The sequence below is a fragment of the Pedobacter vanadiisoli genome (assembly GCF_042684385.1).
Lineage (GTDB): Bacteria > Bacteroidota > Bacteroidia > Sphingobacteriales > Sphingobacteriaceae > Pedobacter > Pedobacter vanadiisoli.
In genome coordinates this window covers 36,673-62,104 of the sequence record NZ_JBHULL010000001.1, presented here as the reverse complement: position 1 = coordinate 62,104, position 25,432 = coordinate 36,673, and the positions used below count along the sequence as shown (strand labels likewise).

The following is a 25,432-nucleotide window of genomic DNA, read 5'->3' as shown; positions in this document are numbered from 1 at the left end:
AATGAAACAACAAGTAAAAGCAGCTGAAGGTAAGCTGGGGATTTTAACGCCAGGGCTTGGCGCTGTAGCAACAACCATGATTGCAGGAGTTACAGCAATTAAAAAAGGTTTGTCGAAACCAATAGGTTCATTAACACAGATGGGTACCATCCGTTTGGGAAAGAGAACCGAGAATAAACAACCGAAAATTAAAGATTTTGTGCCCTTAGCTAATCTTGAAGACATCGTTTTCGGTGGCTGGGATGTTTACGAAGACAACGTTTATGAAGCCGCATTAAATGCCCGTGTACTGGATGCTAACCTGTTGCGCGATGTGCGCGAAGAATTGCAGGCCATTAAACCAATGCGTGCTGCTTTCGACAGAAATTATGTAAAAAACCTGGACGGTAAATTTGTAAAAGACATCGATAACCGTTACGAACTGGCTTTAGCCGTAATGGATGATATTAAAAACTTCAAAGCTGAAAATAACTGCGACCGTATAGTACTGGTTTGGTGTGGCTCTACCGAAGTTTATTTCGAACCATCAGAAGTACACCAATCGTTAGCGGCGTTTGAGCAGGGGTTAAGAGATAACGATTCGCGTATTGCGCCAAGTATGATCTATGCTTATGCTGCCCTGAAATTAGGTATTCCTTTTGCCAATGGTGCGCCGAACTTAACTGTAGATATTCCTGCATTGATCGAATTGGCTAAAGAAACTGATACGCCGATTGCAGGTAAAGATTTTAAAACCGGTCAGACCCTGATGAAAACCATCTTGGCGCCAGGTTTAGCTGCGCGGTCATTGGGTGTAAATGGTTGGTTTTCTACTAATATTTTAGGTAACCGCGACGGTTTGGTATTAGACGATCCTGATAACTTCAAAACAAAAGAAGTATCAAAACTGGGGGTATTGGAAGATATCTTTAAACCAGAGGTTAATCCCGACCTGTATGGCGATATGTACCACAAAATCAGGATCAATTATTATCCGCCGCATGGTGATAATAAAGAAAGCTGGGATAACATCGATATTTTCGGTTGGTTAGGTTACAAAATGCAGATCAAAATCAATTTCCTTTGCCGCGACTCAATTTTAGCTGCACCGATTGTATTAGACCTTGCTTTGTTTATCGATCTGGCGAAACGTGCCAACCTTTCGGGCATTCAGGAATGGTTATCATTCTACCTGAAATCGCCGCAAACGATTCCGGGTGTACCTGCCGAGAACGACATTTTTAAACAGTTAATGAAACTTCAAAATACCTTACGTTACATCATGGGCGAAGAATTGATCACCCATTTAGGTCAGGATTATGAAGAAGAACTGATAGAAACAGTATAGTGTTTATCCACAAATTTCTTTCAACGGCTCTGGGAATCGGGTATATCGGCAAAGGTGCAGGTACTTATGCTGCTATAGCAACCTGTATCTGCTGGCACCTTTTTCAGGGCCCCTATACCAATCCATATTTATGGCCCGTGCTTTTCACAATGTTGATCGTGATGATAGGGGTAATGAGTGGAGATAGGGTAGAGGAAATTTGGGGCAAAGACCATAACAGGGTGGTGATTGATGAGGTTGCCGGAATGTGCATCACCCTGTTATTTGTGCCTTTAAAATGGGAATACACCTTAATAGGGCTTATTCTTTTTAGGTTTTTCGATATCCTAAAACCCCTTTACATCCGAAAGCTCGAAGTATTGCCAGGTGGCTGGGGGGTAATGGCCGATGATGTACTGGCGGGGATTTATGCAAATGTTATACTGCAACTGGTGGTTGCTTTAGAGTTATTTTAACCATGATGTTCACTTATCTAAAAGCACAGGCATCATCCTTAATGGCCTCGGCAACAGATTTCGGCTTGACCATCATTGCCGTTAGGCTTTTTGGCTGGTGGTACCTGGCAGCAAGTATAACCGGCACAGTTGCAGGCGGGGCAGTTAATTTTTATGTGAATCGCAAATGGGTTTTCGAAAGTGAATCTGCAGCCATTAAATGGCAGGTATTGAAATACATTTTGGTATGGGCAGGCAACCTGGTCATTGTAACAGCTGGAATATTTATCCTCACCCATTTTTTTAATCTCAATTACGTACTCGCCAAAGTTTTGAGCTCCGTTTTAACGGGCATCAGCTACAATTATATCATGCAAAAGCAGTTTATTTTTTCAAGTTAAATGAAACCGATTTATTCATTTTTGTTATCCGTGGTGCTCAGTTTTATTTTGCAGGTAAATGTTTTTGCGCAAAGAACCACCGTTTCGGGAACGGTCCGCGATGCCGTAACCAAAGAAACACTGCCAAATGTTTCCGTGTTCTTTAAAGATACCAAGATAGGCACTCAGACAGATGTGAACGGAAAATACACCCTTATTTCTCCCGACCCGCAAAGTGTGCTCAGTTTTAATTATGTAGGTTATCGCACTGTTTTTAAAAATATTGTGCCTGCGGCAACGCAGGAATTTGATGTTGCCCTGGTACCCGATTCAAGAGCCTTGGATGAGGTGGTTATTGTGGGCGGTAAAAAAGTAAAATACCGTAATAAAGATAATCCGGCGGTAGAATTGATCCGCCAGGTAATTGCTCACAAAGAAGAAAACCGTATTAAAAGCTACAATAGTGTTTCTTTTAGGCAGTACGAAAAAATGTTGTTCTCCTTAAGCAATGTATCAGATAAGTTTAAGAATAAAAGGATGTTCAGGAATTATCAGTTTTTGTTTCAAGAACAGGATTCGACATTGATTGGCGGAAAAAACCTCCTTCCGATTTATATTCAGGAGAAGCTGGCCGATAATTACCTGAGCAAAAATCCGGAAAAGAGTAAAACTATTGTAATTGGGGAAAAACAAGTTCAATTTGACAGCCGTTACATTGATAATAAAGGATTAAAAACCTATTTCGACAGGATGTACCAGGATATCGATATTTATAAAAACAATATTTCTGTAATCAGTAATGAGTTCCTGAGCCCTATTGCAGATGGTGCACCAGCATTTTATAAATTTTTTATCACCGATACATTAAAAAATCAAAAGCCTGAGGTTATTGAGCTGTCTTTTACGCCACGCAATACCGGCGATATGTTATTTGAAGGGAAGATTTATGTAACCAACGATAGCCATTATGCTGTTACCGGGGCTTCTTTTGGGGTAAATAAAAACATTAACCTCAACTTTGTACGTGCGCTTAAAATCGATTTGAATTTCGAACCGAACGATAAAGGCAAATACAGTTTAAGCAAAAGTAACTTACTGGCCGATTTTGGTATCGGTAAGACCAAAGGAATAGGCTTTACAGGTGAGCGTAGCGTTACTTTTAAAAATTACCAGTTCGATACGGTTTTACCCGATACCATTTTTCAGGGGAAAAGTACCGTGGTACTGGCCGATGCAGCTAAAAAGGATGATAAATTTTGGGAGAAAAACAGGCTGGATACCATTTCGAAGAACCAGTTGAAGATTTATGGTAATATTGATACCCTGCAAAATCTGCCGTCCTTTAAACGGACAATGAAAATTGTTACCCTTTTATTTGCAGGTTATCAAAATCTCGGACCTTACGAAATCGGTCCTGTAAATACATTTTATAGCTTTAACAATGTAGAAGGTTTAAGGCTACGGTTTGGAGGCCGGACAACCCCCGAGCTCAGTAAACGCTATTACTTCGAAAACTACCTGGCTTATGGGATTAAAGATGAGAAATGGAAGTTTTTCCTTTCAGCAACCTATTCGCTGAATAATAAATCGATCTACGAATTCCCGCAGAACTACGTAAGGGCCAGTTTTCAGCGGGATACTAAAATACCCGGACAAGAGCTGCAGTTTGTACAGGAAGATAATTTTCTCCTCTCGTTTAAACGTGGGGTAAACGATATGTTGCTGTACAACGATTTTTATCGTTTGGATTATGTAAAAGAGTTTGAAAACCACTTTTCTTATAACCTTGGCTTAAAAAAATGGAGTCAGACACCAGCCGGTGGATTAAATTACTTAAATTCGAATAACCAACTAGTTAACAGGTTAACTACGAGTGAAGTTTCACTTCAGTTAAGGTATGCACCCAACGAAAAATTTTATCAGGGAAAAATATACCGCGTGCCCATTCCAGATCGCTATCCGGTATTTAATTTGCGTTATACAGCTGGTTTAAAAGGTGTTCTCGGTGGCGAATACAATTACCATAACCTGTTGGGAAGCATTGATAAACGTTTTTATTTATCACAACTGGGCTATAGCGATGTAACTTTAGAGGGCAGTTATATTGCCGGAAAAGTTCCTTTCCCTTTGTTGGATATTCACCGTGCCAACCAAACTTATGCTTATCAGCTTAATTCCTATAACCTGATGAACTTTCTTGAATTTGTGAGCGATCATTATGTGAGCATCAATATAGACCAAAATTTCAATGGTTTCTTTTTTAATAAAGTGCCATTGCTCAAAAAATTAAAGCTAAGGGAAGTGCTATCCTTTAAAGCATTATATGGTGGTTTGCGGAATGAAAATAATCCGAATTTTCAAACCGGATTGTACCGTCTTCCGGTTTACGAAAATGGTGCACAAAGAACTTATGCACTAGGCAACCAGCCCTATATGGAAGGAAGTATTGGCGTAGGTAACATCTTTAAACTATTGAGGGTAGATCTGGTGAAACGCTTCAATTACCTCAATAATCCTGAGGTTTCAGAGTGGGGGATAAGGGCAAGGGTAAAATTTGATTTTTAAGAAATAAGCTATGAAAACTAAATTAAGGGACAGTCTGCAACAAGGCATATATAAGGTAATTAATCCTTTTGTAAAGGGGTTAATTAAAATCGGCTTAACACCTAATGCGGTAACCACCATCGGTCTGATCCTGAATATTGGCGTGGCCGTAATTTTTGTGCTCGGTGCCGAAAAATCGAACCGGGGCGATATGTCTTACATTGGCTGGGGAGGTGCGCTGGTACTTTTTGCTGGTCTTTTTGATATGCTCGATGGTCAGGTAGCACGTTTAGGCAACATGAGCTCGAAATTTGGAGCCCTGTACGATTCCGTACTCGACCGCTACAGCGAAATGATTATGTTTTTAGGCATTTGTTATTACCTTGTTGCACATCATTACTTTCTGAGTTCGCTGTTTGCTTTTATTGCGCTCATCGGTTCTATGATGGTGAGTTATACCCGTGCAAGAGCCGAGGGATTAGGGGTGGAATGTAAGGGAGGTCTAATGCAACGGCCAGAGCGTGTGGTAACTATCGGCGTTTTTGCCATTGCCTGCGGCATTGCCGGTCACTTTATTGGTGGCGATTACAAGGTTTATGCGCCAGGGATTTCTTTCCATGTATTCGAAACCATGTCGATTTTTACCATGCCCATAACGGTAATGGCCGTTTTAACCAATATTACAGCTGTTAAACGTTTACAGGAAGCAAAAAAAGCCCTGGAAGCGCAAGAATTTAACGAAAGAAAAGGAAATAACAAGGCTGCATTAATTGCTGGTTTGGTATTAATGGGAAGTTTAACCGGAGCACTTTCCTTTAGTGCAAGCGCACAGGGCTCAGATCCTTCTCCGATTACTTTTCCTACACCAAAAGATATCAGCAATCAATTGTTTTATTTACAGCGCGATCCGAATACCAATACCATCATTTGTCAATTAAATGTAGATAAACATGGTGTAGTGAATAAGGATCAGCCTGTAAATGTGTTTTGGATGCGTTATGGAGATAAAGGCGAGAAGAAAGAATTGAGTTATATCCAACGCAAATTTGCTTATGGCATCATCAGCAAAAACCTCGGAAATGATCAGTTCGAACTTCGGTTTACCTCGCATAAAAAACTGCCTATGTACCTGAATAAATCTGCTGCAGATAAAAAATACCATGTTTTTGCGACCATCAATAATAAAAAAATGCAGATAGAACGGATATTCCTCCGGATTGAGGGAGGCACCTTTTGGTTTCCGAATGTAAAATATGTAGAAATAAAAGGCTTTGATGCTGCGGAACCTTCAAAAGTGTTAGTTGAAAGGATTAAGGTTTAAGATAGATCGTCATTCCCAACTTGATTGGGAATCGTAATGCCATAAGCTTTAAGATTCCCGCCTGCGCGGGAATGACGACTGTTTCTACTGGAATCCTTCATTTTTGAGCGGGGTCGAAGACATTGTGTTTAGAGTAACAAACCTGTTTGATGAGAAAGATCCTGAAACAAGTTCAGGATGACGATTAAATGATAGCGGGGTCGAAGACCAGTTAAAAAATATGATCAAATGAAAAAGAATTTTGTTTCAAATTCCACCGCATCCATCAGGATGTTTAAGAACGACTTTTTGGAAAGTTTATCAAAAGTTCAATTTTATGTACCGCTGATTGTGTATGTTCCGGTTATAGTTTTTCTTTTTTGGAAAGCATTTTGGGAGATAGAAATGCCCGTTTTAAGTTTTGCAGGGTGGTTTTTGCTCGGTCTTGGCATTTGGACCATTACCGAATATGTGCTGCACCGTTATGTTTTTCATTTCGAACCAGATGCAGAGTGGGGCAAAAAAATCCACTTTATTTTTCATGGGGTACATCACGATTACCCTAATGATGCCAAAAGATTGGTGATGCCACCCTCGGCCAGCATCCCTATGGCTTTGGGTTTTTACTTTCTTTTCGACTGGTTATTGCCTGATACAATGGTTTATCCATTTTTCTCGGGCTTTATAATCGGTTATCTGTTTTACGATATGGTGCATTACGCTCTACACCATGCTAATTTTAAAAGCGGCTTCTGGAAAAAGTTAAAGCAACACCATATGCTTCATCACTATTCTGATTCGACCAAGGGTTATGGAGTAAGCTGGACTTTTTGGGACCATGTTTTTAGGTCTAATTTTGATAAAAAATAACATGCAGCAAGAATTATTGCTTAACAACAGTTTTTATAATATCCGGAATATTTATCTAACGGTTGCGATATCTGTTGGATATCTGTTGTTATCGGTATTACTGGTCGGTTTTAAAACCGATCAGCTGGTACTGATTTTTATCTTTAATACTTTATTCTTTATCTCCAGGGGAACAAGACGCTTTATCCTCGGTTTTTCGATCTTCATCGTATACTGGATCCTGTTTGATTATATGAAAGCCTTTCCAAACTATCTTTTTAATCAGGTGCATATTGGAGATCTGTATACGCTTGAAAAAGAGTTGTTTGGTGTTCATTATCATGGGCTAATACTTACCCCGAATGAGTATTGGAAGATCAACAGTACTGCATTTTTAGATGTATTGACAGGCTTTTTCTATTTAATGTGGGTACCCGTTCCTTTGGCATTTGCTACCTATCTTTTCTTTAAGAATAAAGAACAGTTTGTTCAGTTTTCGCTCACTTTTGTTTGGGTAAATTTATTGGGCTTTGTGGTGTACTATGCTTTCCCGGCAGCGCCACCCTGGTATGTGCAGGAACATGGCTTCGAATTTATCGCCAAAACAGCAGGCAATACTGCCGGATTGGCCCGTTTCGACCATTATTTTGGCATTACGCTTTTTCAAGGGATATATAGCAAAGGCTCTAATGTATTTGCTGCTATGCCATCATTGCACTCCTCATATCCCGTTATTGTGGTTTATTACGGGCTCAAAAACCGCCTGGGAAAAATTAATATTTTCTTTTTTACCGTAATGCTCGGAATCTGGTTTTCGGCAGTTTATACCAGTCATCATTATATGCTTGATGTGCTGGCCGGAATAACCTGTGCATTTCTGGGGATTGTTTCTTTCCGTAGGTTAATGCATTATGCTAGGTTTAAGCGTTTGATAACGAGTTTGATACGTGCTATTGACGGTAAGGCCCAATTATAAAAATAACCGGGTTATATAAAGATCCGCAAATAAGGCCGATTCAGGCAGATTATAATAAAGGAAAAAGGGGAATACCTGTTGCAGTGCGCTTTGGTTTTCCCTTATTTCCGTGTAATGATTGTAAATCTTATTGAAAATACTGTGAAAGATCAGTTAATCTTCCACCAGATACATAAACGTTTCTTGCAGGCGAAGTAACTATAGTCCTGGCATCAGTAATGACAAATAATTTTGATTTTCCGGCTTCAAAATTAATTCCGTTATCAGCAAATGCACTCGTAATCCTGCCTTCATTGGGTTTAAGTGTATAACCTGCTAATACTAACGGAGAGCCTGAATTATAGGGATCATTATTGGTACCTTTTTCTACTATATCAAAGCTGTAAATATAATTCGGGCCAGGTAAGGGTGGAAGTTCTATCGAATTGAATGAGCCACTTTTTGGTAAGGTAAACCTGATCTCAGGCAATACTTTTGAGCCAACCGTTGTGTTTGATGCGGTTTTAAGCCTGGTGTAAAAAATAAGATCTACATCTACATTTTTAAACTGATTTGGGAAAGTGGTTTCAAACTTAGCGGTCAGCATCATATTAGCTGGATTAACAGGAAGATCGAGTTTTACATTATCTACTAATTTAGTGCCGTCAAAAAAGTAACCGATATTTTGTTGGGCTATTGTTGATTCGATTGTTTTGGTTAACAAAATGGCAGTTTCCCCCTTTTTTCTGATCGAAATTTCTCTTGTGGTGCCCTTATCAATAAGGATGGAATAGGGTTTGTTTACGGCACCTGTTGCCGAAAATAATAAATTTCCATCTAGTAAGAACTCGAGTTCGCCGGATAGTGCATAACCCTTAAACTGCAATGAAATGGCATTATTGTATATTTTTTTACCATCGTAAAAAACATTGATGTTTTGATCAAATGGGGTTGCAGTAATCGTTTTGGTCAGTAATATTTCGGCAGTAGCCTTATTTCTGATTTTTAAGGTGGAGTTCTGATCTTGTATAGCAAGCAGGGTTTTTACACTGATGCCACCTGTACCTGCCTTGGTATTGGCTATAATACTGTCTCTATACAGGTATTCCAGGTCAACATCAGTAGTGCCAGTGATGTTTAACTGGACAACTTTAGTGGTTTCCGGCTGGAGAAGTTCTGCTTTGCGACAAGATAAACTTAAAGTCGTAATAGCAGAAATTAAGAAAAGGGTAAAAATTTTTAGTTTCATAAAAAAGGGTATTACAATGAAAAACAGCTCTGTGTTTTTTATAATAAAGAGACCATACCCTTAGGGTATAGCCTCTTTCTGTTAAGAGAGAAAAAATTAGAATACAAGTTTTGACCAACCAGCTGCCCAGCTTGGTAAAGTAACTGTAGCCGGAGAACCTGGTGTGTTGTACCATGGTTGGCTAACACCAAAAGCGCTTGCGTTACTAGCATTAACAACCAATGAGTTACCGCCACCATCAACGTAAGTGCCAGATGCTGTAGTGATTGCGTTAACGAAACCATGAACAGACGTAGTGCTGATACTGGAAACACCTGCAGGAGCATCTGCATCGAAAGCGATACCAGTGTTATAACCAGATACAATTACATCAATTAAGTCAACCTCAGAACCTCTGCGTTCGCGGATACCATTACGGTAACCTAAACCTGAAATACCGCTGGTGTTTTCAGTTCCGAAGATGCTTACGTTAATTAAAGTTGGGTGTGTTTTAGGCGTTAAGCTAAAGGTTGCATCTTCAGCTGGTGCATTGTTATCTGATTCGATACCATTTGAATCGCTGTTACCACCGCTTGTGCTGTGTGTAGAATTTTTGTCAGCAATAGCTACTGCATCAGTCAATGTTCCGGTAAAACCATTATCGAAATCAAACTGATCATCGTCAGAAGCTAAAGCAATTAAATTGCTTGGGCTAACTGTACCACCAAAAAATTCGAATCCATCATCTAAACCATAAGAAACCTGTACGTGATCGATAGTAGTACCGTTACCAACACCACCTAAAGTTAAACCATTAACTTCGATGTTTGGAGCCAGTTGGAAACCTGCATACTCAATACGTACATATTTGAAAGTACCACGGTTATCTTCGTCATTTGTACCTCCGTAGTGGAATTTAGGATCATCTGCTAAACCTTCAATCAGTTTATCGCCAACGTTGATTTTAGCATTACCTAAAATAATTACACCACCTAAATCGCCTGGTTTACCGGTTGTGCTGGCATCACCATCTAAAAGGTAACGGCTGGTAAATACAATTGGGTTTTCAGCCGTACCTGCTGCATTGATGTTACCATCTTTAGCAACAACCAATACACCATTTTGTACACCCGGAGTATTTACCGATGCTTTGATATAAGTACCTGGTTGGATAGTTAGAGTTGCACCGTTTCTAACGGTTACTACACCACTTAATTCATAAACGTTTCCTGCTGTCCAGGTAACAGAGCTGGTAATGTCTCCGCTAACGGCCACAACTGGCAAGGATGATTGTGAATAATCTGCTGCAGAAGTGCTGCGGTTACCGAATGCATCAGCACCACCTTCGTTTTTCTTACAAGCTGTAAATGAAACAGCAACAATTGATAAAAGACCGATTAAGTTTTTGAAATTTTTCATTTTCATTTTTGTTTTTCATAGGATCTTATAGGTAGGATCCATGTTTTTTCAGGTTGATTTTTTCAAAGTCATTCAGGCGAACTGGCCAATTATCCAATGTTTTTAAGGAAATAAAAGCATGTTTATACCTAAATGTTATGTTTTTTTATATCTTAGTAATTCATATCGATTTAACTAAGTAAACCTGTTAGCTACCCTTGGTTTTTAACAGTAATTTTTAAATAATTCAGGTTGATCCTGATAGGCCGTTCTGCTAGAAATGATCGGTTTAAACGAAGGGTTCTGGTACAACCTTTCGTTTTTTTATGGCTATGCAGGAAATAATTTTCCTCCTTTCTTGCTAAATGGTGTAACCTTATTGAAGCTGTTTTTCATGGTCGGGTTTAAAAATTATAGGTAATGGAAGTGCTGTAGGTACGGCCAAATTTTTGCGAAAACATGATTTGGTCTCCATCTTCCAGATTATTGGTAAAACCAGGCTTTAGACGCAATTTATTACTGTAATCAGAGCCCGGCTGGTAATCGGGATTAGCTTCGTAACTCCCTGTATTTCTATAAATCAATGAAGCTTTATTGAGTAAATTACCCGCGTTTAACTTTACTTCGAACCTGTTTTTATAAAACTTATAACTGATCTGCGCATCAATCTGATCGCGTGGGTTTTCATATTCGATGTTATTCAATTCCGGACTAACCAATGTAGTTTTACGCCCCGATTTATTATAGGCCACATTAAAACCAAAATGCTCATCTAAATATTGTAAACCCGCATTAATAAGATAAGGTGCCTGCCCATACATGTTTCTCTTGGCTTTGGAACTTACCGTAATACTCTCACCGTTGGCACCTGTAGCTTCGTAGGTTCCAACAACATTAGCTGTTTGTAGTGTGAGGTTACCGTAAAGTGTTAACCGCGATAATAGGGGATTGCTGGTAAAAAATCCCAGATTTTTCCTTAATTCCAGTTCTACTCCGTAAACCTTGGCTTCATCAGAGTTTTTGATATAATAAAAACCGCCGCCATTCGAAATGCTGTAAACTACTTCAACCGGTTGGTCGAACTTTTTATAAAAGGCACTTGCCGAAATAATTTCCCCCAGGCCCGGAAACCACTCTACTTTAAGGTCGTAATTTTTAATTTGTGTACTGGCCAATCCTTCGTTACCAAACTGGGCATCGAACATTGGGTCGTACCTGAAAAACTGGCTATTATCCATTAATTCGGGTCTTACTACGGCGTTTGAAAAGGCCGCTCTGATGTTAATTTCTTTTGCTGGGCTATATGTAAGGTTAGCTGACGGCAACCAGCGCCATTTTTTTTCATCCGGAAGCACAAAGCTACTTGTCCCCCTAACGTTCAGGTCGTTACGCAGCTCAGTATATTTATAATATTCGGCCCTTAGCCCCCAAACCAGGCGTAATTTTTCTGCAAGGCGGTTGTCGAGCATCACATAACCTGCCTGGGTAATGCTTTTTCCTTTATAGCCATTTAAAAAATAAGGGTTAATAAAATAGTTGTAGCCATTATTGCCAATTTTGGCTGGATCGATTATTTGGCTGATAGGAATGTACTTCAGGCTATCGGGTATTGTTGCGCTGCGAACAAGTGATGCGATTTCCCAGGTTAATGATCCTTCTTTGTGTATGCCAAAATAACCCGTTTTTATGGTGTTATTTAGCGGACCAATTTTAAAAGGCATACTGGCATCGCTACTCCAGGCAAAATGGTGTTCATTATTGCTGTAGTTATGCCGTGAGGTAGGTTTAATATAGCCCTCCCTTTGCCCGCTTGCCTGATAAAAATATTCGTAATCATTACCAAATTGCTGCAAATTCTGCGTAGCAATACTCAGGTCTTTCTCTTTACGGTCTATCGATGTACGCGATAAATTCCATTCGAGCTTTACTTTACCCGCCTGGTGCTGCCCGTTTAGTTTATTCTGTAACAGGTCGGTGTAGGTAGGGTCATCTGCTTCTACAATGGCATTTGGTTTTATACCCTTGGTAAAGAATTCGAATCCATTATCGGCATCGTAACCTATGGTTCTTACCAAATCATTATTATAAATGTGCGTATAGGTATTGCGGAAACTAAACCTGTTTTTATTAAGTTGTAAACCCACATTCAGCATGGCGGCTAGAGTAGTGTTGAACAGGTATTTCGCACCGGAGTTTGGGGTGTTAACATTCCATTCACCTCTTATTTGCTGCTCGATGGTGTTAATGTTCTGATTATTGCGGTAACTTAAAGATGTGGTAAACCCCAGTTTTTTATTATTTGCGGTATCAATCCCGATTATTCTACCCATGGTAAACTGATAATTTTGAGATGGGGCGGTTTTATATTTGTACATCGTAAAATTATCATTGGTAAATTTTTGACTTTGGGCAATCAGCTTTTGCTGATACTGTTCATCTGTTAGGGTATTGTTGGGCGCTGTAGTACGCTCCGTTTGTTCTAAACCAGTCGGAAATTTCCTCCGGCCATCATCAAAGCCGAAATAATCATATTTACCACGTTTATGGCTTAAAAAATCTTTACCGGTACTTTGATCGTTATATGAAGCACCTGCAGTAAAGCCCATGAAGTTTTCGGTAGGTATATCTTTGGTGTTGATCTGTATTAAACCACCACCAAAACTGCTGTTCATATCAGGTGTAACTGTTTTACTAACCACCACGTTATCAACCAAACTTGATGGAATTAAATCAAAGGAGAAGTTACGGGTTTGTGCTTCGGTACTGGGCAGGGTAATTCCATCCAGTTGGGCGGTATTGTAACGTTCGCCTATTCCGCGAACCAAAACCATTTTATTATCTACCGAGCTTACCCCGCTAATGCGTTTCAAACTTTCACCGATATTTTTATCTGGTGTTCTCGAAATCTGTTCAGCACTGATTCCGTTACTGATTTCAGAGGCATTTTTCTGGCGGGCCAGTAAACCCTCAACCGAAGCTTTTTTGTAACTGGCGGTTACCACAACATCCTGCAGGCCTGTTGCATCTGGTTTAAGGGCGATGTTAAGTGGCGTGCTTTTATCGGCTTTTACTTCCACATCGCTAATGCGCTGGGTATTAAAAGAAACATAACTGATTTCTATGGTGTATTTACCCGGATCGGCTACCAAAGTAAAGCTGCCATCGCTGGCCGTTTGTGTGGCTTTACCGGTCTCTATAATTTTTATAGATGCACCAGGCAGGGTTTCGCCTTTTTCGTCAAACACTTTTCCTGCTATTCTTCCCGGTTTCACCGGATCAGGGAGTTTGTAAAGCAATATGGTATGCGTATCAGCAAAGCGGTAGGTTACCCGGGTTCCCGAAAGTATTTTTTTCAGGACCAACTCAAGCGGCATATTTTTTACCTCAAGGCTTATTTTACTGTTTTCGTTAAAAATAGACCGGTTATAATTAATAGAAAAGCCCACTTTTTCTTCTAAAAGACTAAGGGCATCCGAGATGCTTAGTCCGGCTATTTTGATGCTTACATTATTTTCTTCAGACGTTTGCGCAAAGCTTTTAGCCACGGTCTGGTTAAACAAAAAACCGCATAGCAGCAATGTAAATGCTGCCGGCCGGTAACCGAAATTGATAATATATTCTTTTATATATTCATAAAATCCTATTTTCATAGGTTCAAGACGTTTTTTAATTCTCACGGGTTAAAAACTTTTGTTTAGGAGCTGGATTGTTCGAGCAATCCGGCTCCTTATTTGTGTTAAGAGGTTTAATTTATTTTTCATAGGTATAAATCCGATTTACTGCGCTTTTTTAGCGCTATAGCATATGGCTAACTCATCATTGACAGCCCTCCCCCCATACGGTAATTGTTTTGTTCGCAGCGTTTATTTTATATTTCATCTTTTTGCCGCTCATTACGCGGATTTCTTCCATTACTTCGCCAATGCTTTTATTCGTAAATGTGGCATTAAACCTGCATTGATCTAATTTATGGGCCTTTAATTCGAAATGCACGTTGTAATACCTTTCCAGAGATTTGAGCATATTCGGAAGGCTTATATCTTTAAAGGCAAAGCTGTTTTTAATCCACGCATTAACTTCAGTAATGCGCTCGTTACTGATCGCATAATCGCGCGCTTTTAAATGGTATAATAATTTCATTCCGGGGGTAAGGAGCGAAAGTTGTTTTAATTTTCCTTCACTGCTCTCCGAAACCTTTACCTTACCGGTACGTACGGCCACACTGAAAGTCCCGTCTTTTGGATAAGCATAAATGTTAAATGAAGTACCCAAAACCCTGGTCAGCATGTGCCCGCTGTGTACGATAAAAGGACTGGAGGCATCATGTTTTACTTCAAAAAATGCTTCGCCTTCCAACCGGATATTTCTTAAGCTTCCTTTAACAAAGTGCGACGGCCAGGTAAGCTTACTGCCCGCACCGAGGTATACGATAGAGCTATCGGGCAGGATTAACTTTACTTTTTCACCTTTTTGAGTGCTTTTACTTAAAAAGGAAATACCTGTTTGTATAGGTTGCTGTGCTTTCTTATAGGCATACCAGCCAAGCGACGCAGAAATGATGACCACAATTGCTGCGGCATACTTTAGGAGCGGGAAGAGTGACCTGCTTTTTGGCTGGCGTTCTTCTATTTTTTCCCATAGCGCTGCCAGTCCACCAACAGCAGTCGCAGAGTAATCGGATTCACTTGCCTGCTCTGCCCAAGCCTTTTCCATTACATCGTGAAACTCGCTATCGGCGTTTGCCGGATCGGCCAGGTAGTCCATCAGGATTTTTTCTTGCTCCAGACTAGTTTTACCCGCTAAATAATGTTCAAATAGTATTTTAATGTTTTCTTTCACTTTAACGTTTCTGAGCTTTTATGCTGCGCGCTACTGTATATATGCACGAAACTTTGCATACAGCTATTGGAAAGTGAAATTTTTTTTAAAGAAATTATGAAAAACGGAAAATGTATGATGTAAGAGGGAATGAACAGGTAGTTTACAATAGAATAACGCAAAATGAAAACTGTAATAAGTACAGGAAGGCAGGCCACCCGGGCTTGCTAAAAACCTTAATGTGCTTAACTTCTTAATGATGGAAAACGGAAAACGGAAGATGGAAAACGGAAAATGATATCGAGAGGCTTATCTTAACACACCACCTTAACCCATCAACAAAACATGATCAATATAAAAGATAGTATCGTTTCCGGAGAATATGTTCTAAAGTACTTACGCATAATTCCAAGCGATTTTTTAAGGTGATTGTTTACCGTGTTTTTGGAAATGCCCATCAATTGCGATATTTCTTCATGCGTATGGTGGTCATTTCTACTCATCAGGTATATTTTTTTTACCTGGGGAGAAAGGCTTTCTATTGCCTCTTGGGCAATCTGTCTGGTATCTTTGGCATTAAGTTCGTCTTCTATGGCATTAAAAGACTGCTCTTGCTTAAGGTTTTCGTTGCTATAAGCTTTTTCTCTGGCTTTTTTACGGAGTGTGGAGAGGAAATTATTGCGGATCAGGGTATAAAGAAAGGCATCAAAATTTCTTTCCGGATCGATCTTCGACCTGTTTTCCCAGAGCCTCACAAAAACATCCTGGGTAAGTTCTTCCGCTTCTTCTCTGCCCCGGGTGAAATGATAAGCATAACCATATATTTTTTTGTGGTACTGGTGGTAAATTTCATTAAAAGCAGCTGAGTTGCCAGTTTTTACTGCATTGAGGAGTTTTGCATTTTTAAAATCTTCCAACTGTTCCATAAGTACCGGTTATGGGAGGCAAGTTAGTGGTCGCGTTTAAAGTTAATGTTAACAGAATGAAAACCTTTTCTATTATCTTAATCGGTGAGCAATTACAGTACTTTGTTGAGCAGATTGTGCCCTCGAATCCATTAAAATACGGTTGGCCCGGAAACTTTCAGTAGTGAAATTAGTTGACGCAACCGAAGTTTTGATGGCTTTACCTGTTACCGTGTTAATTGCCGCTTTTATCAACGGATCTGCAGCATCACCTGGCTGAAGCAGGGGCAGGCTACTCATTTCGTTGACGGTGATGTCAGGGTTGATCCCTGCACTGTACCCTCCGCTTCCCATCGCATTAAAAAGTTTATAAACGATAGGGTGCATTTCCCAGTTTACCAGTTTAGGTCGCCGGGCATCAAATATCCTAAAAGAAGCTTCATCTTTCCCTCTGGTTTTTTCGCCGATTAATACCACCTGGATAAAAGGTTTAAGATTATTGATCATGACTTCGGATGCCGATGCTGTAGCGGCTGTTGATAAGATATAAACCCGGCTTAGGCCAAGATTTTGTTGGAGGAGCGTATTAAAATTCACGGTGCCATCGAAAGTTGCCGCAATACCAATTGATTCGGTTTTAGTACCTCCGTTTTTATTGCCTCTGTAAGTAATAAATGGTTTATCGAACGATATATTTTTAGCAATCATGGCACATACACCGGCAGCTTCTGCCACTTGGCCACCTGCATTATAACGGAGATCGAGGATAAGTTCAGATATACCTTCAGCTTTAAAATTACTAAAAACAGGAATGAGCGAACTGGCCAAACCCCCATTAAAATCGAGAAAATACAGGTAGCCGATTTTTTTTCCGTCGCTTTCTATTACCTTGCTGATTTCACGCTGGTCGAGTATAATCCCTTTACTTAACTCAACAGTGCGGGTATCTGTCCAGATATTGTTCACCAGCTCAGTTAAACCTAAAGAAAAGCGGTCGCTGCTTAAAATCTCGGTTTGTAAAGCCTGCGCATTGGTGGCGGTTAAAGTTTTGCCGTTAATTTTACTGATGTAATCACCCCGTTTTAAACCAGCCCTTGAGGCCGGAGAATCTTTTAGTACCACTTTAATAACCCCAATAACATTTGTACTGTTTTGGTCGCTTAACACTACATAATCAAAGCCGAAATTTCTATTGCTGGGTACTGTAGTAGTGGGATCGTTAGGAATACTGATATAGGAAAAACGATCGGATAAATTGCGGATGGCATTAAAGAAATCTTTTGGCGGTAAACTAAGGTTGGGATTAGCGGGTAATTGCTCATTCCAATAATAGTAGCGTTTAAGGCTATCGAGTATCCAGGTATTAATGTGCTCATTGCTCCCAATGGGATAATCAGGATTTTTATTGCCCTTTTTGCAGGACGACAGAACGGCAAAAAAAAGAAATACAAAATAAATGAAGTTGTAAATTGTTATTTTTGAGTGGATTATGGGGTTTGTCATCGCCTTTCCTGATTTTACGACAAACTTAAAACTACTATTGTTAACCCGGTATTAATTTTAAAGGTGGATTTTATTTATGGCATCTGGCTTTAAAATCATCAATTTTTAAGCTTAGCAGTGATTATGCCCGGCATATTGTTATTATAACCGGGCATAATTTTTATTTTATGGCACCAAATGCTGCGAAATAGGAGTTTTTGTGCAGGATTTCGGTAGCACTAAATCCAACTTTTTGTAGCAAGGCCAATTGATAGTTTAAAGAACGTGGGGTATCTTCATATTCAATATAGTCTAATACCTTTTGTTTGTATGCTTCACCACCCAATGTTTCAAGGTAGGCCCCATAATGATTTCGAAACAGGTTATCGATCAATACCGAATCGTGCGCAATAAGGTCTGAAATCCAGATACTGCCTCCTGGTTTTAAAGCGCGGTAAACTTTAGTAAAAACGAGTTCCCAATCGGAATCGGTACGTAAATGATGGAAGGTTGCTGCAGCAAGTATAATGTCGAAATGGTTATCGGGCAAATTAAGGTTGCGCATATCATCCTGTATAATTGTTATTTTTCCGGTAGTTTGTGCTGATACCCTGCTCCTGGCACGTTCCAACATCGGTAAACTCAGATCGTTAAGTGTGCAGTTAAGGTTCGGGATCTTACTGAGCATTTTTAGCGTGTAATTGCCTGCGCCACATCCAATATCCAATAGTTCTTTTGCATTGGGGTTAACGCATTCAGCTGCACCTGTACAAAGCTCCATGGTTAGGGGTGCATCTATAGTAGTTTGCTGACCGCTTTCTAAGTTTGAGAAACGTTCAACGTCGTTATCAAACCTGGTTTTGATTTCTTCATTTGTTGCCTTACGCGAATAATCTTTATGCATTGCTTTAATTTTTTTTCGTAAAGTTAGGGCTGTTTATCATATTTGTAAAATATCAATTATTGCATAATTTGATACTTTTTAGGTATTATTAAAATGGAACTAAGACATTTATTATATTTTAAAACCGTTGCAGAGGAGCTTCATTTTACCAAAGCAGCAGCCAAACTTTTTATTTCGCAACCTCCTTTGAGCAGGCAGATTAAAGAACTGGAAGAAGAACTTGGTGCAGAGCTGTTTGTAAGGAATAATAAGCGGGTTACGTTAACAAACGCAGGAAAGTATTTTAAGGCTGAAGTAGCTGCCTTATTTGCCAAACTGGAAGAAAACAAAGAGGTTGTTCGTAAGATCCACGGCGGAGTTAGCGGCGAATTAAAAATCGGCTATATCAGTTCCGTTTACCAATCGCACCTCGCAGAAATTTTAAAGCTAATGCACCGGGAATTTCCTTATCTCAAGACGAGTTTGTTCGAAGTACCTACGCTTACCCAGATTAAAGAGTTAGAACATGGAACTTTAGATGTGGGTATTTTAAGGGCACCTGTTATATCAGAACAATTAAAAGTAGAATCGTTGTTTTTTGATCCTTTTGTGGTGGTTGTTCCTTTAACAGAACAAAAAATTAATAACCAGGATGAACTTGCCGATTTTTTGAAGAAAAGTCCGTTTATCTTCTTTAATAAAGATTTTGCACCCCAATATAACCAGAAACTGATCGAGATCTGTCACCGAATGGGCTTTAGCCCAGACATTACCCATGAGGCCAATAACGTACACTCCATATTACAGTTGGTAGAAGCGGGCCTGGGTGTATCTATTTTACCTTTATCGTTAAAAAGGCAATATGAACAGTTAAAAGTAGCTTTTATCGAATTTGAGGCTATCCCGGTTAACACCGAGGTGGTACTGGCTTATAAAGAATCGAATAAAAATCCTGCATTGGCCTGGTTTATTAAACATTATGCCGCATTAAAAAATAACCTTTGATGATCAACATCAGCTGATTTCTCCTAAAAGGGAATGTCAGTTTTACATATTTCAAAAATACTGCAGAAAAACTGGTGTATTGTTTCTTGAAACGAACATTCTATTGCCTGAAACATCGAATGTAAACACATTGATACGTAATTACACCTTAAAAGGCGGTTAATTTCCGATTTTCTACCTTATCCTTTATAATTTTCACCCTTTTTAAACTTGTAAAAATACAAATTTGCCCAAATCAACAATCAAGAGCCTGTTAAGGCTTAATATAAGAATGTATTATACAAATTTACCTAAACGATGAAGAAGTTATTGCTCGGCATAAGTTTTATAGCTACAGTAATAATGGCTAAGGCACAACAATTAACTGATGAAAAAAAAGCAATGAAAAACCTGCTCGACAAGCAGTTTGAATTTGCACTGAAACAATATCGCGTATTGGCCAAAAATACACCGGCAGACCGTATGCCAAAAACTTATTATGCAAAAACGAATAAGCTGGAAACCAGCGATACCAAGTGGTGGTGCAGCGGTTTCTACCCGGGTTCGCTATTATATATTTACGAATATACGAGGGATTCAGGCACCTTAAAAGAAGCCGAAAAACGCCTGGCCATATTAGAGAAAGAGAAACATTATACCGGAAACCACGATTTAGGTTTTATGATGTTCTGTAGTTTCGGAAATGCCTACCGCATTACGGGGAATGCCAGCTATAAACCCACTATTGATACTGCTGCAGCTTCGCTTGCCACCCGCTACCGTCCGGGTGCTAAAGTAATTCAATCGTGGAACAGCAATAAGCAATGGAAGGGCCCGGTTATTATTGATAATATGATGAACCTGGAGTTGCTTGCCTGGGTGTCTGATCATGGCGGAGATCCGAAATACAAAGAAATAGCTATCAATCATGCCAATGTTTCGCTTAAAAATCATTTCAGGCCAGATTATAGCTCTTACCATGTAGTAGATTACGATATGAATACGGGCACAGTACTTAAAAGGGGGACCGCCCAGGGTGCCTCTGACGAATCGGCCTGGAGCAGGGGGCAGGGTTGGGGATTATACGGCTATACGATGATGTACCGTTTTACCAGGAACCAAAATTACCTTAAACAGGCAAAAAACATCGCTAAATTTATACTCAATAATCCGAACATGCCTGCCGACCAGGTTCCTTATTGGGACTTTAATGCGCCTAACATTCCAGGTGCCTATCGCGATGCCTCCGCCGCTGCGGTTATTGCCTCTGCTTTGTTGGAATTGGGACAATATGCAACAAAAAGTGAACGGAAATTATATGTAAGCGAAGCAAAAAAGATGATTGTTTCACTTTCTTCCTACGCATATTGTGCAAAGCCAGGCGAAAACGGCGGTTTTTTACTCATGCACAGTACAGGCGCTTTACCACTCAAATCAGAAGTCGACGTTCCGCTTAGTTATGCCGATTATTATTATCTCGAAGCACTAATGCGTTATAAAAACTGGTACTTATAATATACAAAAATGGAAAGAAGAAAATTTATAGGAGCCTTGTCGTTAACCGGCTTATTAGGATTATTTAATTCTAACGAAGTTTTATCAGCAACAAAAATCAGTGACGTTGCAAGAGATCAATCAACAAACGACAGGGAATATTGGTATAAGCTGCTATATAAAATTGCCAGCCCCGTTGTTTCCAATTTAGCGAATGGAACACTAATTAAAAATATGCCAGTGGTTACCGCGCCGAAATTCGACTCACGCACACCGGCCGTTTCGTATTTAGAAGCTGTTGGCCGTACCTATGCCGGAATTGCACCATGGCTTGCACTACCTGACGATAACACCGCTGAAGGCGTTTTAAGAAGCAAATTCAGGTTACAGGCCATTCAGGGACTGGATAGCTGCTTTGCAGCCAATAGCCCCGATAAATTAAATTTTAGCAAAGATTATCAGCCCATTGTAGATTCTGCCTACCTGGCGCAAACTTTTTTAAGGGCGCCTAAAGCACTGTGGGAGCCTTTGAAACCCGAAACTAAACGCGAAATTATTGCATCATTTAAATCATTGAGAAACAGAAAGCCTTTTAGAAATAACTGGTTGTTGTTTGGTTCCATTACTGAAGCTTTTTTGTTATCCATAGGTGAACAGTACGATGAAGGCCGCTTAAATGAAGGTGTAGATACATTAAATTCATGGTATAAAGGGGATGGCTGGTATGGAGATGGCGTAAACATGGCTTTCGATTATTACAATTCTTTTGTCATCCACCCGATGATGGTTGATACACTTGCAGTGATGCTTGATAAAAAGCTAATCAAAAAAGAACGGTATGATCTTGCCCTGAAGAGGATGCAGCGTTACGTAGTAGGGCAGGAACGAATGATTTCGCCAGAGGGTACCTACCCGCCAATTGGACGATCCATTACCTATAGAACAGGTGCTTTCCAGGCGTTAAGTCAAATAGCGCTTATGCATAAATTACCAGCCACTATTCAACCTGCACAGGTACGTTCTGCCTTAACCAGGGTTAAACAGAATATCTATAACTTACCCGGAACTTTTGATTCAAAAGGATGGTTACAGCTTGGCTTTTGCGGCCATGACCCTGAAATAGCTGATTATTATACTTCTACAGGCAGTTTGTACATGGCTACCTTATCATTCCTGCCCTTAGGCTTACCAGCTACCGACGAATTTTGGGCAGCACCTCCGGCAGAATGGACATCGAAAAAAGCCTGGGCAGCAAAACCCTTCCCTAAAGATTATCATGTAGATTTTTAACCTTATTTAGAAAGAGCGATACAGCAAGTTAAATCCAGCTGGAAATGCCAGGATATTTGTTTTCATTTTGCGCTTTTTGATTAGAATTTTTACTACGGGATTTGTACTTTTTTTGATAATCGCTGGGCGCCTTTCCTGTCCATCGTTTAAACAAACAGAGACAGAATGCTTGGGCCTCGGTTAAAGCAATCGATCTTGAAAAAATTGGCCAGTTGTTGTCTCCCGAAGTAAATTGGTCGCAGCCTGGCAACAAGGAGATCTCGGGGTTAAAAGGTTCACAGCGGGAGGTATTCGGGATGGTAGGTAAGATGTTCGAGATTTCAGGTAACACCTTAAGGCTGGATGCTTATCATTCAATTTGCTTAAACGGGCAACCTGGCTGCGTGCGTATTGCACTGGATGGCAGAGAAAAACTCGATGTTTACAATACCGATATTTACACAGTTGAGAATGGTAAAATCTGCAATGTAGAAATTTTTTCTGCTGATCAGGCGCAGGAGGATGGTTTCTTGGTAAGCTAAGCAAAATCAGATGGCCGGCAGACTATCAGGTTCCATACCGTTCGGCCTGAAATTATAAAAGTATTAAAGTCATCAGGTATTGGTCATAACCTAAGGCAGCGGCATTGACGCTGCCTTAGAGATATTTCTTTCCCTTTGCCTATGGGTTTATTTTAGCTGATAAATGTTTACAGGCACTTATTGTTTCTTTTTTTGCTTAAAGTTTAACAGCAATTTTATGTCCACTATAATTGAATGATTTGTTAATGGTTTGATGATCAGTGTTTATCCCGTTTTGATTGTTGACCACCACAATGTTAAATTTCCGCTTGCCCAACATGCCTTTAAACTGTCCTTTTCTATCTTCAACAGTAAGTGTTTTTGAGGCATCGTTCCATTTAAAACGGATTTCTGAAAATTCTCCCTTCTCGTAGTTGTAATTGTCGTTTTCATCTTCATACAAAACAAAATCTCCGTTATCGCCAGGGTATATGCGGATATCGAGGTCATTCCATTTCTTTTCTGTTGCGTATTGTACCTTCGGCCCCCAGGGTACAATTGAGCCAGCTTTTACGTAAATTGGTATAATCTCCATCGGTGTTTCACGCTTAACCGTCTGGCCGCCGGTAAAAATTTCACCTGTCCAGAAATCGAACCATTTACTGGCTGATGGGAGGTATATTTCCTGGTTTGCAACACCCTTATCGGTAACCGGTGCAACCAGAAACGAACTTCCATACATATATTCCGAGCTGTTTTCAAAACCGGCAGGATCATTCGGAAATTGCGAGTATAGCGGTCGCATAATCGATCCTGCATGATGCGTTACTGCCCATGCAGTTGCATAAGTATATGGCAGTAAGCGGTAACGGAGGTTGATAAATTTCTCCTGGATATCGAATACCCGATCTCCTTTTTTGCCAAACTGATATATTTCTCTTGGTATATCAGTGCCGTGCGAACGCATCATCGGGGTAAAGGTTGCAAACTGCATCCAGCGGGTATATAACTCCTGAAAATCGGGATTTTTTGCGCCACCCCCCTTCACAAAAGCACCGGCAAAAAAGCCACCAATATCTCCGTTCCAGTAAGGTAAGCCACTTAACGAGAAGTTTAAGGCTGCTGGTATTTGTTTTTTCAGGGTAGGCCAATTGGAACCAACATCACCGCTCCAGGTATTTGCTGCGTATCTTTGCTGACCTGCAAATGCCGACCTTGTTAACAGCAGCACGCGTTTATTGTTACTTACTGCTCTTTGATGGGTATATACACCCCCGGTGTGTTGAAGTGGGAAAGCGTTCTGCACGCTTCGGTAACTGCCCAGAAAAGTAGGCTGATCGAAGTCTTTCTCCTTAACATTAATATGGTCTGGTTCGGTCGAATCGAGCCACCAGGCATCTATACCCAACGAGAATATGCCTTTACTTAAATAGTTCCAGTAAATGTTTCGGGCAGCAGGATTGTATACATCATAAGGTTTGGTATTTGCTTTCGGTGGCCAGGTATCGAAGTTAATCAACATGTTCTTTGAGTTAAATTCTTGGTATTGAGGTGTTTTTGGTGCAAACCCTGGCCACGAAACAATAAAAAGATGGGCATTAAGCTGATGCACACTATCTACCATTGCCTGCGGTTTTGGATAATTAGTCGGGTCAAAACTCATGGCGTTCCAATTATCGTCTTTCCCCCAATATTGCCAGTCTTGTACAATGCCGTCAAGGGGTACTTTTAACGATCTGTATTTTTTTACCACATCAACAAGTTCAAACTGGGTTTTATAACGCTCGCGTGATTGGTTAAAGCCGAATGACCATAATGGCATCATAGGAGATTGTCCTGTAAGTTCGCGCATTTGAGCAACCACGCCATCACCGCCTCCACCAAACATAAAATAATAATCTGCACAGTTTGCCACTTCCGAATCAAATGAAGTTTCTTGTGCGTTATCCGCAAAAATAGTTGGCGAGTAATTGTCCCAAAAAATGCCGTATCCCTTAACCGACTGGAAAAAAGGTACGGCAACTTTCATGTTTTCCTGCTTGAGTGATAATTTCTGTCCTCTTTGGTTCAATTTTCCGTTTTGTTGCTGGCCAAGTCCATAAATAATTTCATCATTGTCCAATAAATAAGCCTGCTTAACCTTGTAGGTTGCATTTCCTGCATCGTTTATTGCAGTAAACTGGGTGCCATAGTCTTTTTCTGTAAATAACTCCTTTCCATTCGGGGCTTCAAATAAAACTTTTCCCGTTTCTAGGTTAACCGTTACAGATATCAATTTACTGCTAATGGTTACATGCTGCTCCTTATTCTTAACATCAAGTTTTAATTGTTCAGGGAGTTTTATAACGGATAGGCTTTCTTTTTTTTGTTGGTTACCTTCCGGCCTTTTAAAAACGCGTACAATAGATGGTGAATAAAAACTTATCTCTACGTCCATTGATTGGATAAGGGCATGGATGCCTTGTGATGTCTTTTGAAAAGACTGGGCATACAGGGAAATGTGGGCGGTTAAAAATAGTATAACAATGGCAGTAAATTTTCTTTTCATATTTAATACAATTTGCCTGGTGATTTTATTTTACCGGACATGGTAAGTAATAGGGGCTGGTATCACCCTTGGTGGTAAATTAATGAGGTTTTTTTTTGCCTTGAAAATCAGGT

At 40.0% G+C, this 25,432-nt stretch carries 19 protein-coding genes; 11 read left to right on the top strand and 8 right to left on the bottom strand.

Annotation, left to right across the window (positions count from 1 at the left end; all coding sequences use genetic code 11):
* Position 1: 1 nt before the first annotated feature.
* The 7 genes from ACFSR6_RS00260 to ACFSR6_RS00230 all read left to right on the top strand — a co-directional run bounded on the left by ACFSR6_RS00260 (position 2) and on the right by ACFSR6_RS00230 (position 7,810).
* The gene (locus tag ACFSR6_RS00260) at positions 2-1,327 is read left to right on the top strand and encodes an inositol-3-phosphate synthase (RefSeq protein WP_379073598.1); all 1,326 of its coding nucleotides are present in this window, start codon (positions 2-4) and stop codon (positions 1,325-1,327) included.
* Entirely contained in the window at positions 1,327-1,782 is a 456-nt protein-coding gene (locus tag ACFSR6_RS00255; RefSeq protein ID WP_379073596.1) for a phosphatidylglycerophosphatase A family protein, read from the top strand. Before ACFSR6_RS00260 ends, ACFSR6_RS00255 begins: the two co-directional genes overlap by 1 nt.
* Before the next feature lie 2 nt (positions 1,783-1,784).
* Positions 1,785-2,162, top strand: a complete 378-nt coding sequence (locus tag ACFSR6_RS00250; RefSeq protein WP_379073594.1) for a GtrA family protein — start codon at positions 1,785-1,787, stop codon at positions 2,160-2,162.
* Positions 2,163-4,706, top strand: a complete 2,544-nt coding sequence (locus tag ACFSR6_RS00245) for a DUF5686 and carboxypeptidase-like regulatory domain-containing protein (protein WP_379073592.1) — start codon at positions 2,163-2,165, stop codon at positions 4,704-4,706.
* Between the two features lie 10 nt (positions 4,707-4,716).
* Entirely contained in the window at positions 4,717-6,006 is a 1,290-nt protein-coding gene (locus ACFSR6_RS00240; RefSeq protein WP_379073590.1) for a DUF4833 domain-containing protein, read from the top strand.
* A 228-nt stretch (positions 6,007-6,234) separates the two neighbouring features.
* On the top strand, positions 6,235-6,855 hold the full coding sequence (locus tag ACFSR6_RS00235; RefSeq protein WP_379073588.1) for a sterol desaturase family protein: 621 nt from the start codon (positions 6,235-6,237) through the stop codon (positions 6,853-6,855).
* Between the two features lies 1 nt (position 6,856).
* Complete coding sequence (locus tag ACFSR6_RS00230; RefSeq protein WP_379073586.1) at positions 6,857-7,810, top strand: phosphatase PAP2 family protein; 954 nt, start codon at positions 6,857-6,859, stop codon at positions 7,808-7,810.
* 127 nt (positions 7,811-7,937) lie between these two features.
* Here ACFSR6_RS00230 and ACFSR6_RS00225 read toward each other — a convergent pair whose 3' ends face one another.
* The 7 genes from ACFSR6_RS00225 to ACFSR6_RS00195 form a co-directional block, all read right to left on the bottom strand.
* Positions 7,938-9,038 (bottom strand): hypothetical protein, encoded by a 1,101-nt coding sequence (locus tag ACFSR6_RS00225; protein ID WP_379073584.1) that lies wholly within the window; start codon positions 9,036-9,038, stop codon positions 7,938-7,940.
* A 96-nt stretch (positions 9,039-9,134) separates the two neighbouring features.
* A complete protein-coding gene (locus tag ACFSR6_RS00220) occupies positions 9,135-10,436 on the bottom strand; it encodes a hypothetical protein (RefSeq protein ID WP_379073583.1) in 1,302 nt (433 codons plus the stop codon).
* A gap of 383 nt (positions 10,437-10,819) precedes the next feature.
* Positions 10,820-14,065 (bottom strand): TonB-dependent receptor, encoded by a 3,246-nt coding sequence (locus ACFSR6_RS00215; RefSeq protein ID WP_379073581.1) that lies wholly within the window; start codon positions 14,063-14,065, stop codon positions 10,820-10,822.
* Positions 14,066-14,231: 166 nt separating this feature from the next.
* Positions 14,232-15,254, bottom strand: a complete 1,023-nt coding sequence (locus ACFSR6_RS00210) for a FecR family protein (protein WP_379073579.1) — start codon at positions 15,252-15,254, stop codon at positions 14,232-14,234.
* Between the two features lie 314 nt (positions 15,255-15,568).
* The gene (locus ACFSR6_RS00205; protein ID WP_379073577.1) at positions 15,569-16,159 is read right to left on the bottom strand and encodes an RNA polymerase sigma factor; all 591 of its coding nucleotides are present in this window, start codon (positions 16,157-16,159) and stop codon (positions 15,569-15,571) included.
* A 72-nt stretch (positions 16,160-16,231) separates the two neighbouring features.
* Positions 16,232-17,641 (bottom strand): S41 family peptidase, encoded by a 1,410-nt coding sequence (locus tag ACFSR6_RS00200; protein WP_379073575.1) that lies wholly within the window; start codon positions 17,639-17,641, stop codon positions 16,232-16,234.
* 160 nt (positions 17,642-17,801) lie between these two features.
* Positions 17,802-18,524 (bottom strand): class I SAM-dependent methyltransferase, encoded by a 723-nt coding sequence (locus tag ACFSR6_RS00195; protein ID WP_379073574.1) that lies wholly within the window; start codon positions 18,522-18,524, stop codon positions 17,802-17,804.
* A gap of 93 nt (positions 18,525-18,617) precedes the next feature.
* Here ACFSR6_RS00195 and ACFSR6_RS00190 point away from each other — a divergent pair, with 93 nt between their 5' ends.
* The 4 genes from ACFSR6_RS00190 to ACFSR6_RS00175 all read left to right on the top strand — a co-directional run bounded on the left by ACFSR6_RS00190 (position 18,618) and on the right by ACFSR6_RS00175 (position 22,792).
* Complete coding sequence (locus ACFSR6_RS00190) at positions 18,618-19,508, top strand: LysR family transcriptional regulator (protein WP_379073572.1); 891 nt, start codon at positions 18,618-18,620, stop codon at positions 19,506-19,508.
* 297 nt (positions 19,509-19,805) lie between these two features.
* A complete protein-coding gene (locus ACFSR6_RS00185; RefSeq protein ID WP_379073571.1) occupies positions 19,806-21,002 on the top strand; it encodes a glycoside hydrolase family 88 protein in 1,197 nt (398 codons plus the stop codon).
* A 9-nt stretch (positions 21,003-21,011) separates the two neighbouring features.
* Entirely contained in the window at positions 21,012-22,271 is a 1,260-nt protein-coding gene (locus tag ACFSR6_RS00180) for a DUF2264 domain-containing protein (RefSeq protein ID WP_379073569.1), read from the top strand.
* A gap of 215 nt (positions 22,272-22,486) precedes the next feature.
* A complete protein-coding gene (locus ACFSR6_RS00175) occupies positions 22,487-22,792 on the top strand; it encodes a nuclear transport factor 2-like protein (RefSeq protein ID WP_379073568.1) in 306 nt (101 codons plus the stop codon).
* A 196-nt stretch (positions 22,793-22,988) separates the two neighbouring features.
* On the opposite strand, the gene ACFSR6_RS00170 is transcribed toward ACFSR6_RS00175, so the two are convergent.
* Positions 22,989-25,319: a glycoside hydrolase family 31 protein gene (locus ACFSR6_RS00170; RefSeq protein WP_379073566.1), complete on the bottom strand. Its 2,331-nt coding sequence runs from the start codon at positions 25,317-25,319 to the stop codon at positions 22,989-22,991.
* Positions 25,320-25,432: the final 113 nt, after the last annotated feature.